General features: G+C 72.8%; 14 protein-coding genes. 9 read left to right on the forward strand and 5 right to left on the reverse strand.

Annotation, left to right across the window (positions count from 1 at the left end; all coding sequences use genetic code 11):
* Nucleotides 1–155 precede the first annotated feature (155 nt).
* On the reverse strand, nucleotides 156–488 hold the full coding sequence (locus ACFQGU_RS13735) for a hypothetical protein (RefSeq protein WP_386767584.1): 333 nt from the start codon (nucleotides 486–488) through the stop codon (nucleotides 156–158).
* Between the two features lie 37 nt (nucleotides 489–525).
* Nucleotides 526–990 carry a peroxiredoxin gene (locus ACFQGU_RS13740; protein ID WP_386767586.1) on the reverse strand — a complete coding sequence of 155 codons (465 nt, stop codon included), beginning with the start codon at nucleotides 988–990 and terminating at the stop codon, nucleotides 526–528.
* 59 nt (nucleotides 991–1049) lie between these two features.
* Here ACFQGU_RS13740 and ACFQGU_RS13745 point away from each other — a divergent pair, with 59 nt between their 5' ends.
* On the forward strand, nucleotides 1050–1979 hold the full coding sequence (locus ACFQGU_RS13745; RefSeq protein ID WP_386767588.1) for a hypothetical protein: 930 nt from the start codon (nucleotides 1050–1052) through the stop codon (nucleotides 1977–1979).
* A gap of 7 nt (nucleotides 1980–1986) precedes the next feature.
* On the opposite strand, the gene ACFQGU_RS13750 is transcribed toward ACFQGU_RS13745, so the two are convergent.
* Nucleotides 1987–2418 (reverse strand): DUF3052 domain-containing protein, encoded by a 432-nt coding sequence (locus tag ACFQGU_RS13750; RefSeq protein ID WP_386767589.1) that lies wholly within the window; start codon nucleotides 2416–2418, stop codon nucleotides 1987–1989.
* 304 nt (nucleotides 2419–2722) lie between these two features.
* Between ACFQGU_RS13750 and aceE the strand changes: the two genes are divergently transcribed.
* Complete coding sequence (gene aceE, locus ACFQGU_RS13755; RefSeq protein WP_386767591.1) at nucleotides 2723–5470, forward strand: pyruvate dehydrogenase (acetyl-transferring), homodimeric type; 2748 nt, start codon at nucleotides 2723–2725, stop codon at nucleotides 5468–5470.
* Between the two features lie 62 nt (nucleotides 5471–5532).
* Here aceE and ACFQGU_RS13760 read toward each other — a convergent pair whose 3' ends face one another.
* Nucleotides 5533–6312: a pirin family protein gene (locus ACFQGU_RS13760; protein ID WP_386767593.1), complete on the reverse strand. Its 780-nt coding sequence runs from the start codon at nucleotides 6310–6312 to the stop codon at nucleotides 5533–5535.
* A gap of 103 nt (nucleotides 6313–6415) precedes the next feature.
* Between ACFQGU_RS13760 and ACFQGU_RS13765 the strand changes: the two genes are divergently transcribed.
* The 6 genes from ACFQGU_RS13765 (at nucleotide 6416) to ACFQGU_RS13790 (ending at nucleotide 12971) form a co-directional block, all read left to right on the forward strand.
* On the forward strand, nucleotides 6416–7591 hold the full coding sequence (locus tag ACFQGU_RS13765; RefSeq protein ID WP_386767595.1) for a PucR family transcriptional regulator: 1176 nt from the start codon (nucleotides 6416–6418) through the stop codon (nucleotides 7589–7591).
* Between the two features lie 88 nt (nucleotides 7592–7679).
* Nucleotides 7680–8867, forward strand: coding sequence for an acyltransferase domain-containing protein (locus ACFQGU_RS13770; protein WP_386767597.1), 1188 nt, complete (start codon nucleotides 7680–7682; stop codon nucleotides 8865–8867).
* Nucleotides 8864–9868, forward strand: coding sequence for a beta-ketoacyl-ACP synthase III (locus ACFQGU_RS13775; protein ID WP_386767599.1), 1005 nt, complete (start codon nucleotides 8864–8866; stop codon nucleotides 9866–9868). The genes ACFQGU_RS13770 and ACFQGU_RS13775 overlap by 4 nt, the downstream gene beginning before the upstream one ends.
* Nucleotides 9869–9969: 101 nt before the next feature.
* Nucleotides 9970–10206: an acyl carrier protein gene (locus ACFQGU_RS13780; protein ID WP_386767601.1), complete on the forward strand. Its 237-nt coding sequence runs from the start codon at nucleotides 9970–9972 to the stop codon at nucleotides 10204–10206.
* A gap of 96 nt (nucleotides 10207–10302) precedes the next feature.
* Entirely contained in the window at nucleotides 10303–11544 is a 1242-nt protein-coding gene (gene fabF / locus ACFQGU_RS13785) for a beta-ketoacyl-ACP synthase II (RefSeq protein ID WP_386767603.1), read from the forward strand.
* A complete protein-coding gene (locus tag ACFQGU_RS13790; RefSeq protein ID WP_386767605.1) occupies nucleotides 11544–12971 on the forward strand; it encodes an acyl-CoA carboxylase subunit beta in 1428 nt (475 codons plus the stop codon). The genes fabF and ACFQGU_RS13790 overlap by 1 nt, the downstream gene beginning before the upstream one ends.
* A gap of 139 nt (nucleotides 12972–13110) precedes the next feature.
* Here ACFQGU_RS13790 and ACFQGU_RS13795 read toward each other — a convergent pair whose 3' ends face one another.
* The gene (locus ACFQGU_RS13795) at nucleotides 13111–13653 is read right to left on the reverse strand and encodes a DUF3145 domain-containing protein (protein ID WP_386767607.1); all 543 of its coding nucleotides are present in this window, start codon (nucleotides 13651–13653) and stop codon (nucleotides 13111–13113) included.
* A 328-nt stretch (nucleotides 13654–13981) separates the two neighbouring features.
* Here ACFQGU_RS13795 and ACFQGU_RS13800 point away from each other — a divergent pair, with 328 nt between their 5' ends.
* The gene (locus ACFQGU_RS13800; RefSeq protein ID WP_386767608.1) at nucleotides 13982–14410 is read left to right on the forward strand and encodes a hypothetical protein; all 429 of its coding nucleotides are present in this window, start codon (nucleotides 13982–13984) and stop codon (nucleotides 14408–14410) included.
* The last annotated feature ends 208 nt before the right edge of the window (nucleotides 14411–14618 follow it).

Raw genomic sequence — 14618 nt, forward strand, 5'->3', positions numbered from 1 at the left:
TATCGCGCGGCACCGGAATAGGCACACCCCCCTCCGCGTCGGCTGGGCGTCCGGAGGCCAGCGTCAGGACCGCGCGCGCCCAGCGCAGCCAGCACGGTATGGCCGACAGCCCGAAACCGCATGAAAGTCCGTCTCCCCCATCGGCGAGGCAAGCCTCAGGCGGTGGGGTCCGCCCGCAGCACGCGGTCGAGGGCGGCTGCGACGTCGGCCGCGAGGGCCTCCCGGGGCGACCCCTCCCGCTCGACGTTCGCGCCGGGAGCGGCCACCGAGGCTCCGACGTGACCGCAGCCCCGGCACACGACCTCGCCGAGCCGCTTCACGAGCACGGTCGACCCGCACTGCGCGCACCGGTCGAGCCCGTCGGTCCAGCCGTCGGTCTGGCAGTCGGGGCAGACGAGCACCTGCTCGCCCACCACGACGGCACGACGCCAGGTCGACGGACCGGAGTCCGGGTCGACCTGGCGTCGACCGCACACGACGCACCCCATGGCACCGATGGTGCCAGCAGGACGCCGGGATGCGGGATCAGGCAGTGATCGCGAGCAGGGCGTCGCGGTAGTCCTGGGTGCGCCGGGCGTCGCCCGGGCCGTTCACGACCGACCAGCGCACGACGCCGTCCTTGTCGATGATGAACGTCGCACGGAGCGGGAAGCCGCCGGGCTCGAAGAAGACGCCGTACTCCTGGGTCACGGCGCCGTGCGGCCAGAAGTCGCTGAGGAGCTGGAACTCGTAGCCCTCCTGCTCGGCGAACACCTTGAGCGTGGCCGTCGTGTCGCACGAGATGCCGAGGACGACGGTGTCGTCGTTCTCGAACACCGACCGCTCGTCGCGGATCTCGCACAGCTCGCCGGTGCAGGTGGCCGTGAACGCCTTCGGGTAGAAGACGACCACGACCGTCTTCTCGCCGCGGAACGACGAGAGACGCACCGGGGTGCCGAACTGGTTCCTGAGCTCGAAGTCGGGGGCTTCCTGGCCCACCTCGACCGGCATGCGCGTGCCCTTCCTGGCCCTGGGCCGCGGAAGCGTCCCCACCACGGCAGGATTCGATCGTGGCACAGCTTCCCTCCGTCCTCCTCCCGAGCCCTGGCGACCGCGGGCTCGCGACGACCGACCGCGACCGGCTCGCGGCGTCGGTCGACCGGGCGTGGGCGCTGTTCGCCGAGATGGTCGAGCCGCTCGACCTCGCAGCCGTCACGCGCGCCAAGGGTCTGACGGTGCGCGAGGTGGTGACGCCGCTGGGTGCCTGGCCGGACAACCGGCCGCTGGCGCAGCTGCTCGAGGAGGCGCGCAGCGGAGTGGTCGGCGACCACGACCAGGGAGCCCTCGTGGACGCCGTGCGCGCCGCGCACGCCGACGAGCCGCGCGACGCCGTGCTGGCCGCGGTCCGGGCGCAGGGCGGCCAGATGGCGGCGTGGCTTGCGTCGGAGGAGTCCGACGTCGACGGTCTGCTGCCCGTGGCGTCGATGCTCGGCACGATCCCGCTGCTCACGTTCCTGCACGCCTCGACGTACCCGCTGGCGACCTCGGCGCTGGACCTCGAGCAGGCCGGCGCCGTCGTGCCGGACGAGCTGCTCGCGCTCGGGCTCGTCGGGGTGCTCGACACCATCGGCGCCCTGGCCGCCCGGCAGGGGCTCACCGCATCGCTCGTCGCCGTGACGCCGACGCTGTGCGCCGGGGTCGCGTCGGTGCCCGGGGCATGGCGCACGGCCGACCTCGACGGGCTCGACGCCGCCGACCTCGGGCCGCGTGTGGAGGGCACCGTGCGGATGCTTCTCGACGTGACGGCGAGCCGGGCCGACGTGCCGCGGGCCATGGCAGCGAAGACCCTGGCGCTGCACGACGTCCCGGGGCTGCTCGCGCTGGCGCCGCTCGTCGATCAGGTGCCGGGGATCCCAGGCGGCGCGGCGCTGTCCGCGAGCATGCGCGCGGTGTCCGCCGTGGGGTCGCTGCTGCGCCGCCTGCCGTTCACGCGAGGCTGAGCCAGGGTCAGCGGCGGGAGGCCTTGGGGGCGACGAGGCGGGTGCCCTGCCACTCGCGGGAGGCCGACAGGGTGCTCGTGGCCTGCAGGCCCGCGGTGGGGGCGGCGTCGGCGATGTCGCTGGCCTCGACGTGGCCGTCGCGGCCGGGCTTGGGCGTGAGCAGCCAGACGACGCCCTGGTCGGCGAGGATCGCGATGGCGTCCATGAGGGCGTCGACGAGGTCGCCGTCGTCCTCGCGCCACCACAGCAGCACGACGTCCACGACGTCGTCGTAGTCCTCGTCCACGAGCTCGGCGCCCGTGGCTGCGGCGATCGCGGAGCGGAGCTCTGCGTCGACGTCGTCGTCGTAGCCGATCTCCTGCACGACCTGCCCGGAGACGATCCCGAACCGAGCCGCCAGGCTCTTCTGGGCCTCCGCGCCGTCCGCCGTCGCGGTCACGACGTCCTCCGCTTCCTCACGCCGACGGCACTGCGCCACCGGGTGGGGCTAGTCCACCGGACCGCGAGCCGCGCACGCAAGCACCACGGCCTCGTTGCTGCGCGCGTCGCCCCAGGTGGGAACCCTCCGAACGCACCCTGACCCGGTTCGCGGCCGCCACGATGCGGTGACCCGCGAGTAACCGGCAGGATGGTCCCTGCGTCTCCCCGCGACCCGGGGACCCCGGCGCGGACCGGCACACGCACCAGCCTGGCAACCCGAGGGCAACGGCGCCCCCGCACGCACTTCCTTGCGACCCGAGGAGATGGACAGACCCGTGGCACCTGGACGCGACCGCGAGCCCCTGCTCGCCGGAGGGCTCCCCACCCAGTACGTCGACGTCGACCCCGACGAGACCGGCGAGTGGATCGACTCGTTCGACTCCCTCGTCGCGAACGCCGGCCCCTACCGCGCGCGCTACATCATGCTGTCGCTGCTGCGCCGGGCGGCCGAGCAGAACGTCGGGGTCCCGAGCCTGCGCTCGACCGACTACATCAACACCATCCCGCCGGAGCGCGAGCCGTGGTTCCCCGGCGACGAGGAGATCGAGCACCGCGTCCGCCAGTACGCGCGCTGGAACGCCGCGATCATGGTGCACCGCGCCCAGCGCCCCGGTGTCGGCGTCGGCGGCCACATCTCGACGTACGCCTCGACCGCGTCGATGTACGAGGTGGGCTTCAACCACTTCTTCCGCGGCAAGGACCACCCCGGCGGCGGCGACCAGATCTTCTTCCAGGGCCACGGCTCGCCGGGCATGTACGCACGCGCGTTCCTCGAGGGGCGCCTGTCGACCGACCAGCTCGACGGCTTCCGCCAGGAGCTCTCGCACCCGTCGGGCTCGCTGTCGTCGTACCCGCACCCGCGCCTCATGCCGCAGTTCTGGGAGTTCCCGACCGTGTCGATGGGTCTCGGCCCGCTCAACGCGATCTACCAGGCGCGCTTCAACAAGTACCTCCACGGCCGCGGCATCAAGGACACCAGCGACCAGCGCGTGTGGGCGTTCCTCGGCGACGGCGAGATGGACGAGCCCGAGAGCCGCGGCGCCCTGCAGATCGCGGCGCAGGAGGAGCTCGACAACCTGACCTTCGTCGTGAACTGCAACCTGCAGCGCCTCGACGGCCCGGTGCGCGGCAACGGGAAGATCATCCAGGAGCTCGAGTCGTTCTTCCGGGGTGCTGGCTGGAACGTCATCAAGGTCATCTGGGGCCGGCGCTGGGACGAGCTGCTCGCCGCCGACCGCGACGGCGCGCTCGTCAACCTGATGAACCGCACGCCCGACGGCGACTTCCAGACCTACAAGGCCGAGAACGGCGCGTTCGTGCGCGAGAACTTCTTCGGCCGCGACCCGCGCACCCGCAAGCTGGTCGAGGACTGGACCGACGAGGAGATCTGGTCGCTGCGCCGCGGCGGCCACGACTACCGCAAGATGTACGCCGCCTACCGTGCCGCGACCGAGCACAAGGGCCAGCCGACCGTCATCCTCGCCAAGACCATCAAGGGCTGGACCCTCGGCAACCATTTCGAGGGGCGCAACGCGACCCACCAGATGAAGAAGCTGACCCTCGAGGACCTCAAGGGCTTCCGCGACACGCTGCAGATCCCCATCGCGGACGACCAGCTCGACGCCTACCTGCCGCCGTACTACCACCCGGGCCAGGACCACGAGCACATCCAGTACATGCTCGAGCGCCGTCGTGCGCTCGGCGGCGGCGTGCCCGAGCGCCGTGTCGTCAGCAAGCCGCTCGTGCTCCCGGGCGACAAGGTCTACGACGCCGTCAACCGCGGCTCTGGCAAGCAGGCCATCGCCACGACGATGGCGTTCGTCCGCCTGCTCAAGGACCTCATGCGCGACCCGGAGATCGGGCACCGCATCGTGCCGATCATCCCGGACGAGGCGCGCACGTTCGGCATGGACTCGATGTTCCCGACGGCGAAGATCTACTCCCCGCACGGCCAGACCTACACCTCGGTCGACCGAGACCTGGTGCTGGCGTACAAGGAGTCGACGTCCGGCCAGATTCTGCACGAGGGGATCAACGAGGCCGGCTCGGTCGCGTCCTTCACCGCCGCGGGGTCGTCGTACAGCACGCACGGCGAGCCGATGATCCCGATCTACATCTTCTACTCGATGTTCGGCTTCCAGCGCACGGGCGACGCCTTCTGGGCCGCGATGGACCAGATGGCTCGCGGCTTCGTGCTCGGCGCGACGGCGGGCCGCACCACGCTGAACGGCGAGGGCCTCCAGCACGAGGACGGCCATTCGCACGTGCTCGCGGCCACCAACCCGGCGGTCGTCGCGTACGACCCGGCGTACGGCTACGAGCTCGGCCACATCGTCAAGGACGGCCTGCGCCGGATGTACGGCGAGAGCCCGGAGGACGTCTTCTACTACCTCACGGTCTACAACGAGCCCTACGTGCAGCCGGCCGAGCCCGAGGCGGTCGACGCCGAGGGGATCGTGCGCGGCCTGCACCTGCTCTCTCCTGCCGGCGACGGCGACGGCCCGCGCGCGCAGGTGCTCGCGTCCGGCGTCGCGGTTCCGTGGGCGCTCGAGGCGCAGCGCATGCTGCACGACGACTGGGGCGTGCACGCCGACGTCTGGTCGGTCACGTCGTGGACCGAGCTGCGCCGCGACGGCCTCGCCGTCGACCGGCACAACTTCCTCAACCCGACCGGCGAGCGGCGCACGCCGTACGTCACCCAGCGGCTCGCCGGCCGTCCGGGCCCGGTCGTCGGCGTCTCGGACTACATGCGCGAGCTGCAGGACATGATCCGCAGCTGGGTGCCGTCCGACTACGCCACGCTCGGCACCGACGGCTGGGGCATGTCCGACACCCGCGGTGCGCTGCGTCGCCACTTCCTCGTGGACGCCGAGAGCATCACGGTGCGCACCCTCGCGTCCCTCGCCGAGCGCGGCGAGTTCTCGCACGAGGGCGTAGCGCACGCGATCGAGCGCTACAACCTGACCGACCCGAGCAAGGCCGACGCCGGCAACACCGAGGGCGCCGGCTAGCCAATCCCGCGATTTGGTAGTGGAAAGTCGCGCTCTGCTGCGACTTTCCACTACCGAATCGGTCAGCCCAGGGTGGCATGCATCTCCCAGACCAGGACCTCGGCGTCGCCGCCGACGGCGGTAACCCTCTGGCCCTCGGACACCGTGATGCGGGCGGCGTCGCCAGTCTCCAGAGTCCCTGCGCCCTCGAGCTCGACCGCGCCGCGCGCGACGAACAGGTGGACGAACGGCGCCGCGGGAAGCTCGACGCTGCCGCCGTCGGCAAGCCGCGCGGCGAGCAGGCCGGCGTACTGGTTCTGGATGCGGATCGCGCGGTCGTCGGCGTGCTTGGCCATGCCGGACGCAACGGTGACGAGCCCGCCCGCCTGCAGCTCGGCGGTGATGTCGAGCTGCTCGTAGCCGGGCGCGAGGCGCTGCGTGTCGGGCACGACCCACATCTGGATGAAGTGCACCGGGTCGGTGTGGGTGTCGCCGCCGGTGAGGCGCCAGGAGTCGTTCTTCTCCGAGTGCAGGATCCCGGTGCCGGCGCTCATGCGCTGGGCGAGCCCCGGCTGGATGACGCCGCTGTGCCCCTCGGAGTCCTGGTGGACGAGGCCGCCGTCGAGCACCCAGGTGACGATCTCCATGTCGCGGTGCGGGTGCGTCTCGAAGCCGGTGCCGGGCGCGACGACGTCGTCGTTGGAGACCAGCAGCAGGCCGAAGTGGGTGTTGGCCGGGTCGCGGTGGTGCCCGAACGAGAACGAGTGCGAGCTGTCGAGCCAGCCGAGGTCGGTCGCGAACCGGTCGGCGGAGCGGCGCAGGTCGACCGAGGGCGTGAGCGAGGCGGTCGATGAGGTGGTCACGGGTCCTCCAGCGGTTGTGGTTGATCGTTCAACCACATGACCTGTTGTCGTATTCCGACAGTCGCGGGGCCTGGCAGGCCTCGCTGAACCCTAGGCTTCGCCCGTGCCCACCGCGAGCGAGCGCCACCGCGCCACCACCGTGCGCCGCCTCGAGCGCGCGACCGGCAGCCTCGCCACCGCCGCCTCGGCCCGGATGGAGTCCGAGCTCCCCTGGTACGCCGCGATGTCCGCCGAGGACCGCTCCTGGGTCAACCTCGTGGCGCAGGCCGGCATCGCGGCCTTCGTCCGCTGGTTCCGCGACCCGGAGGGCGCCTCGGCCATCACCGCCGACGTCTTCGGCACCGCGCCGCAGGAGCTCGTGCGCGCGGTCTCCCTGCAGCAGACGGTCGACCTCGTCCGCACGACGATCGCCGTGGTCGAGGAGCACGTCCAGGAGCTGGCCAGCCCCGAGGACCTCCCCTGGGTGCGCGAGGGCATGCTCCTCTACTCCCGCGAGATCGCCTTCGCCGCGGCGCAGGTCTACGCGCGTGCGGCCGAGGCCCGCGGCGCGTGGGACGCCCGGCTCGAGTCGCTCGTGCTCGACGCCCTGCTGCGTGACGACCTCGCCGACGACGTCGTCTCCCGCGGCGCCGCGCTCGGGTGGGGCGCGGTCACGGGAGTGTGCGTGGTCACAGGCCATGCGCCGGACGGCGACCCCGAGACCGTCGCCGAGGGCGTGAAGCGGGCGGCGCGCCACCACCGGTACGACGCGCTCACCGGCGTCCAGTCCCAGCGCCTCGTCGTGGTGCTCGGCAACGTCACCGACGCCGCGACCGCGGCCCGGGCCGTCCTCGCCCACTTCGCACCCGGCCCGGTCGTGGTCGGGCCCGTCGTCCCCCGCCTCGCCGACGCCGGCCGCAGCGCCAAGGAGTCGCTCACCGCCCTCCGGGCGGCGGTGGCCTGGCCGGACGCGCCGAGGCCCGTGCTCGCCGAGGACCTGCTGCCCGAGCGCGCCCTCGACGGCGACGACGACGCCGTCGCGCGGCTCGTGACCGAGGTGTACGACCGGCTGCTGGCGGAGGACCCGGCGCTGGTCGAGACGCTGTCGGCGTACCTCGAGCGGACGGGCAGCCTCGAGGGCACCGCGCGCGAGCTGTTCGTCCACCCCAACACCGTGCGCTACCGTCTGCGGCGCGTCGCCGACGTCACCGGCCTCACGCCCACGATGCCCCGCGACGCCTGGTCGCTGCGGATGGCGCTGGCCCTCGGGCGCCTCGGCGAGGACCGAACCTCCACCTGATACGTTGTAGGAAACCTACAAAGTTCGCGGGTCGGGTTTGGCCGGGCCGTGATCTCCGCGTGACCTTCTCTCCCGGAAGGCTGAACCCGTGCTCGTCGTCGTCGCGCCCGGACAGGGCTCTCAGACCCCCGGTTTCCTCACGCCCTGGCTGGAGGTGCCCGGCTTCGCGGACCGCCTCCGCTGGCTCTCCACCGTCGCCGGGATCGACCTCGTGCAGCACGGCACCGAGAGCGACGCCGACACCATCCGCGACACCGCCGTGGCGCAGCCGCTGCTGGTGGGGGCGGGCCTGGTCACGCTGGTGAGCCTGTTCCCGCACCCGGCCGAGGCGTACGGCAAGGTCGGCGCGGGGGCCGGGCACAGCGTCGGCGAGATCACCGCCGCCGTCGGCGCCGGTGTCATGACGGCCGAGCAGGCCATGGTGTTCGTGCGCGAGCGCGGCCGCGCGATGGCCGCCGCCGCAGCCGTCACCCCCACCGGGATGACGGCGGTGCTCGGCGGCGACCGCGACGAGGTCGTCGCCGCCGCCGAGAAGCACGGACTCACCGCCGCCAACGAGAACGGCGCCGGGCAGATCGTGGTGGCCGGCACCCTCGAGCAGCTCGAGGCGTTCGCCGCCGAGCCGCCGGCCAGGGCCCGGCTGCGCCCCCTGCAGGTGGCAGGCGCGTTCCACACCCGCCACATGGGCCCCGCCGTCGCCGAGCTCGCGGCCCTGGCCCGCAGCATCTACGTGCACGACACGCGCCTGCGCCTCATCAGCAACGCCGACGGCCAGGTCGTGCACAGCGGCCGCGACGTCCTTACGCGTCTCGTCACCCAGGTGAGCAACCCCGTCCGCTGGGACCTCTGCATGCAGACGATGGGCGAGATCGGCGTCACGGCGCTGCTCGAGCTCACGCCGGGCGGCACGCTCACCGGCCTCGCCAAGCGCGGGCTCCCCGGCGTCGAGGCCCTGGCCCTCAACACCCCCGACGACCTGCCGGCCGCCTGGGACCTCATCGAGCGTCACGCCACGGTCGCACCGACCTCGCAGTCGCCCACCTGGCGCCTGCTCGTCGCCCCTGCCAAGGGCACCTTCCGCCTCGGCGTCACCTCCGAGAGCGGCGACAGCCTCGTGGCCGGCGCCGCGATCGGATCGATCGTCAACCTGCGCGACGAGCAGCCCGTGCTCGCACCGCACGGCGGCACCGTCGTCGAGTGGCTCGTCGAGGACGGCGACCCCGTGAGCCCCGGCCAGCCGCTCGTGCGCCTGCACCCCGAGGCCGGTCGCGCGTGACCGCCCGCATCGCGACGACGCCCGTCCGCGCCGGCAGTCGCATCGTCTCCACCGGCTCCTACCGGCCGGCGCGCGTGATCGACAACGCCGAGGTCTGCACGTGGATCGAGTCCTCGGACGAGTGGATCCGCGAGCGGTCGGGCATCGTCGAGCGGCGCTGGGCGGCACCGGACGAGAGCGTGACCGACATGGGCCTCGCCGCGGCCGAGAAGGCGCTGGCGGCGTCCGGGCTGTCAGCCACCGATCTGTCGATGGTGCTCGTCGCCACCGTGTCGCACCCGTACCAGACGCCCTCGGCCGCAGCCGAGATCGCCGACCGCATCGGCGCCCCGCAGGCCGCGGCGCTCGACGTCGCCGCCGCGTGCGCCGGCTTCTGCTACGCCCTCGGCCTCGCCGACAACCTCATCCGGTCCGGCCAGTCCGAGCACATCCTCGTGATCGGCGTCGAGAAGCTCTCGGACTTCGTGCGCCAGGACGACCGCGGCTCGTCGTTCATCTTCGCCGACGGCGCGGGCGCGGTCGTGGTGAGCCCGAGCGACCACGCCGGCATCGGACCGACCGTCTGGGGCGCCGACGGCGCGCAGAAGGACGCCATCACGATGACGCAGTCGTGGACCGAGTTCCGCGACGACCCGAGCCACGGCTTCCCGGCGCTCGTCATGCAGGGCCAGCAGGTGTTCCGCTGGGCCGTGGGCGAGATGGCCAAGGTCTCGCAGGAGGCCCTCGCTGCCGCCGGCGTCACCGTGGACGACCTCGCCGCGTTCGTGCCGCACCAGGCGAACAACCGGATCACCGACGCCATCGTGCGCCAGCTCGCCCTGCCCGACCACGTGGTCGTCGCCCGCGACATCATCACCACGGGCAACACCTCGGCCGCCTCGGTGCCGCTCGCGCTCGACCGCATGCTCGAGAGCGGCGAGGTGGGCCACGGCGGCCTCGCCCTGCTCGTCGGGTTCGGCGCGGGCCTCGCCTACGCCGCCCAGGTGGTGGAGATCCCCTAGTCCCCCGCTGCCCTCGGCACCGGGAGCACGACCCGCACGACCGCTCGTCGCACCACCAGGAAGCACCACACCGTCCAGCACCGATCTGCAGGAGAAGCAACGTGTCTCAGACCCTCGAGGGCCTCGCCGCCATCGTCAACGAGGTCGCCGGTACCCCCATCGCCGACATCACCCCCGAGAAGTCCTTCGTGGACGACCTGGACATCGACTCGCTGTCGATGGTCGAGGTCGTCATGGCCTGCGAGGACAAGTTCGGCGTCAGCATCCCCGACGGCGAGGTCAAGAACCTCAAGACCGTCGGCGACGCCGTCGCCTTCATCGACGCCAACGCCGGCTGACCAAGCCGCACCGCCGTCGTCGCGGCGGCGCCCCCACCGGGGCGCCGCCCGCACGACCTCTCGTCCCTCCCCGCTACGAGCCCAGGAGCTTCGTCCATGACCACGGAACCCCGCCGCGTCGTCGTCACCGGTCTCGGTGCCACGACTCCCGTCGGCGGCGACGTCCCCTCCACCTGGGAGGGCCTGCTCGCCGGCCGCTCGGGCGTCCGCACCCTCGAGGACGACCGGTTCGCCGACCTCCCGGTGCGCTTCGCGGGGCAGGTCGCCGTCGATCCCAGCGAGGTCATGGAGCGCCCCGAGGCGCGCAAGCTCGACCGTTCGCAGCAGCTCGCCCTCATCGCCTCGCGCGAGGCCTGGAAGGACGCCGGCTCCCCGGAGATCGACCCGCTGCGCCTCGGCGTCGCGGTCGCCACGGGCATCGGCGGCATCGTGAGCCTGCTCGACAACTACGACATCCTCAACACCCGCGGCTGGACGCGCGTCTCGCCGATGTCGGTGCCGCAGCTGATGCCGAACGGCTCGGCCGCCTGGATCGGCCTCGACCTCGGCGCGCAGGCCGGCATCCACACCCCGGTCTCCGCCTGCGCGTCCGGCGCCGAGGCTGTCGGCACGGGGCTGGAGATGATCCGCAGCGGCCGTGCCGACATCGTGATGACGGGCGGCACCGAGGCGTGCATCCACCCGATCACGATCGCCGCGTTCGCCGCGATGCGTGCGCTGTCGACCCGCAACGACGACCCCGCCGGTGCGAGCCGGCCGTACGACCTCAACCGCGACGGCTTCGTCATGGGCGAGGGCGCCGGCATGCTCGTGCTCGAGGACTACGACCACGCGGTCGCGCGCGGCGCCACCATCTACGCCGAGGTCGCGGGCGTGGGCCTGTCGGCCGACGGCCACCACATCGCGCAGCCCGAGCCCGAGGGCCGCGGGGCAACCCGCGCGATCCGCTCGGCGCTCGAGGCGTCCGGGCTCGCGGCGTCGGACATCATCCACGTGAACGCGCACGCCACCTCGACCCCGCAGGGCGACGGCGCCGAGGCGCTCGCCATCCGGGCTGCGCTCGGCAGCGCGGCCGACGGCATCGCCGTCAGCGGCACCAAGTCGATGACGGGCCACCTGCTCGGCGGCGCCGGCGCGGTCGAGTCGGTCGCCGCGATCCTCGCGCTGCGCAACCGCGTCGCCCCGGTCACCGCCAACCTCGAGGACCGCGACGACTCGATCGACCTCGACGTCGTCTTCGGCAGCCCGCGCGCCCTGCGCGCAGGGGACGCCGCGGTGCTCAACAACTCGTTCGGGTTCGGCGGCCACAACGTCGCCCTCATCTTCCGGAGCATCTGATGACCGCAGTGGCCGGCTCCGACATCCAGGTCACCGACCTCGACCCGCGGCACCCCCTGGTGCGCCTCGATGCGTTCCTCGACGACGGCACGATGGAGCTCATCTCCGCCGTCGACGACTGCGGCGTCATCGCCGCCACCGGCGTCGCGCACGGCACCCCTGTCGTCGTCTTCTGCACAGACCCCACGGTGCAGGGCGGCGCGATGGGCATCGGCGGCTGCAAGGTCATCGTCGAGGCGTACGAGCGCGCGAGCGCGGACGGCGTCCCGATCGTGGGCCTGTGGCACTCCGGCGGCGCACGCCTGCGCGAGGGCGTCGAGAGCCTGCAGGCCGTCGGCCTCGTCTTCGCGATCATGACGCGGGTCTCCGGCCGCATCCCGCAGATCTCGGTCGTGCTCGGCCCGGCTGCCGGCGGTGCGGCGTACGGCCCGGCGCTGACCGACGTCGTCGTGCTCGGCCCCGAGGGCCGCGTGTTCGTCACCGGCCCCGACGTCGTCCGCTCGGTCACCGGCGAGGACGTCGACATGCTGCGCCTCGGCGGCCCCGAGCCGCACGGCCGCCGGTCCGGTGTCGTGCACGTGGTGTCGGCGACCGAGCGCCAGGCGCTCGACGACGGCGCCCGCCTCGCCTCGCTGCTCGGCACCCACGGCACGCTCAACGTCACCGCCGTGGCCGACGTCGACCTCGCCGCGCTCATGCCCGAGAACATCAAGCGCGCGTACGACGTCCACCCCGTCGTCGATGCTCTGCTCGACGAGGGAAGCTCGCTCGAGCTCCACCCCCGCTGGGCGCCGAACATCGTGACGACGCTCGGCCGCATGGGCGGTCGCGCCGTCGGCGTCATCGCCAACAACCCGCTGCGCCTCGGCGGCTGCCTCGACGCCACCAGCGCCGAGAAGGCCGCGCGGTTCGTGCGCATGTGCGACGCGTTCGGCCTGCCGCTCGTCGTCGTCGTCGACGTGCCCGGCTACCTCCCCGGCGTCGGGCAGGAGTGGGACGGCGTCGTGCGCCGCGGCGCGAAGCTGCTGCACGCGTTCGCGGAGGCCGAGGTGCCGCGCGTGACCGTCGTGACGCGCAAGGCCTTCGGCGGCGCCTACATCGCGATGAACGCCCGTGCCCTCGGTGCCACCAAGGTGTTCGCGTGGCCCGACGCGCAGGTGGCCGTCATGGGCGCCGTCGCAGCCGTGCGGATCCTGCACCGCCGCAAGCTGGCCGAGGTGCCCGCCGACGCCCGCACCCAGGTCGAGAACGAGCTGGCCGAGGAGCACACCCGCATCGCGGGCGGCGTCGAGAAGGCCGTGGCGATCGGCGTCGTCGACGAGGTCGTCACGCCGCAGACCACGCGCAGCGCCCTCGCCCGCGCGCTGGCCGACGCGCTCGCCGCCGATCCGGACATCCGCGGGCACCACGGCAACATCCCGCTGTAGCCCCGCAGCCCCGGCTCCGGGGGCGCGACGCTTCGGTGCTGGACCGTCGCGCCCCCGGCCAGCACGGCAGAGACCCCCCGACCGCGAGGTCCGGGGGGTCTCCGCTTCTTCCCTCAGGGAGGAGGGATGTCGGGGGCGGTCACACCACCTGGTGCAGCCAGCGGACGGGCGTGCCCTCCCCGGCGGTGCGGAAGGGCTCGAGCTCGGTGTCCCACGGACCGCCGAGCAGGATCTCGATCTCGTCCTGCACCGGCTCGCCGATCTCGAGGGCGCGCGCGATGGCGGCGCGGACGCGATTCTCGCTCAGCATCACGTCGCCCGTCGGGCCGATGGCCGAGCGGTGGACGCCGAGCACAGGGGTTCCGGAGTACCGCTCGCCCTCGGAGGTCGCGGTCGGCTCCTCGGTGACCTCGAAGCGCAGCTTGCGCCAGCCCTGCAGCACCGATGCGATACGGGCGGCCGTGCCCACGGGACCGGTCCAGCTGATGTCGGCGCGGACGGTGCCCGCCTGCACGGGCTGCGCCGACCAGTCGAGGTCGACCCGGGATCCCAGGATGTCCGCGAGGGCCCACTCGACATGGGTCGCCACGGCGCGGGGGCAGGAATGCACGAAGACGACGCCACGGGTGACCCGTGCGCCGCGGGGCTCGCGGGAGCCCGAGGTGCCACTGCGTTCGGTCATCGCCAGCTCTCTCTCGTGTCAGGGACGCCTTCCCCAGCGGCCTCACGAGAACCACGAGCACGATCACGAACGCAGGATCACGATAGCCGCTCGCGCCACGCCCGCACCACCCGCATCGCCGGTACTTCGCAGAACGTGACCGAGCGGGTACATTCGGTGAAGACCGGGTGACCCCCGAACGGGTGTCACCCGTATGGCGCAACTCGGCACGACGGCTTGAGTCCACCTCCCTGCCGTGCCGAGACCATGAATGGACGGCACCGCTCCCGCGGGGCCGCGGGAGAGTGCCGGCGCACGCCGGGACCGTGCACGAGGGGAGGACGTCGTCATGTCGGAGGACAGCGAGATCTTCATGACCGAGATGTACGACGAGGGCGTCGTCACCGAGGTGATCCGCCCGGCCGCGATCGTGCCCGAGGAGTCGGCGCGGGCCATCCTCGTGGAGCTCGCGCTCCAGGACGTGCAGTACGGCGGCCTCTGGCTGTCGGACCCGTCGCGCTGGGCGCTCTACGACACCCCCTGGGCTGCGGCCGGCCAGCCCGGCGCCTCGCAGCTCATCGGGTCGATCCAGGTCGCCTACGGCACCCCGACCCGGTACGAGATCACCATCTACCGGGCCACGGTCACGCGCCGCGGCACCGAGCTGGGCTGGTCGGTCTCCTCGCTCTGCGACAAGGCCCTCGGCTACGGCTCGCTCGACCTCGCCACCTGCCCCCGGGCCTCGCTCACCGCTCCCCCGAAGCCGTTCCACTTCTAGGCGTCAGAACCAGGTCGCCCCGAGGAAGACGGCACCGAGCATCGAGCCGACGACCAGCACGGACACGCCCACGACGACCCACCGGGCTCCCACGCGACTGATCACGCCACGACCCTAGGCGACCGGTCGGCCCGCGCCACCCGGGGCACCCTGCGGGCCCTTCGCCGCCCCTCATACGCGCGGCAGCGGGCGGCTCACACGTTCTTCA

It is taken from the genome of Longivirga aurantiaca, from assembly GCF_042660085.1.
Lineage (GTDB): Bacteria > Actinomycetota > Actinomycetes > S36-B12 > CAIYMF01 > Longivirga > Longivirga aurantiaca.

Excerpts from the sequence above, each read along its gene's own strand:
- fabF (WP_386767603.1), top strand. The coding sequence starts at position 10,303 with ATGACCACGGAACCCCGCCGCGTCGTCGTCACCGGTCTCGGTGCCACG.
- ACFQGU_RS13740 (WP_386767586.1), bottom strand. The coding sequence starts at position 990 with ATGCCGGTCGAGGTGGGCCAGGAAGCCCCCGACTTCGAGCTCAGGAAC.
- ACFQGU_RS13790 (WP_386767605.1), top strand. The coding sequence starts at position 11,544 with ATGACCGCAGTGGCCGGCTCCGACATCCAGGTCACCGACCTCGACCCG.
- aceE (WP_386767591.1), top strand. The coding sequence starts at position 2,723 with ATGGACAGACCCGTGGCACCTGGACGCGACCGCGAGCCCCTGCTCGCC.
- ACFQGU_RS13795 (WP_386767607.1), bottom strand. The coding sequence starts at position 13,653 with ATGACCGAACGCAGTGGCACCTCGGGCTCCCGCGAGCCCCGCGGCGCA.
- ACFQGU_RS13800 (WP_386767608.1), top strand. The coding sequence starts at position 13,982 with ATGTCGGAGGACAGCGAGATCTTCATGACCGAGATGTACGACGAGGGC.
- ACFQGU_RS13735 (WP_386767584.1), bottom strand. The coding sequence starts at position 488 with ATGGGGTGCGTCGTGTGCGGTCGACGCCAGGTCGACCCGGACTCCGGT.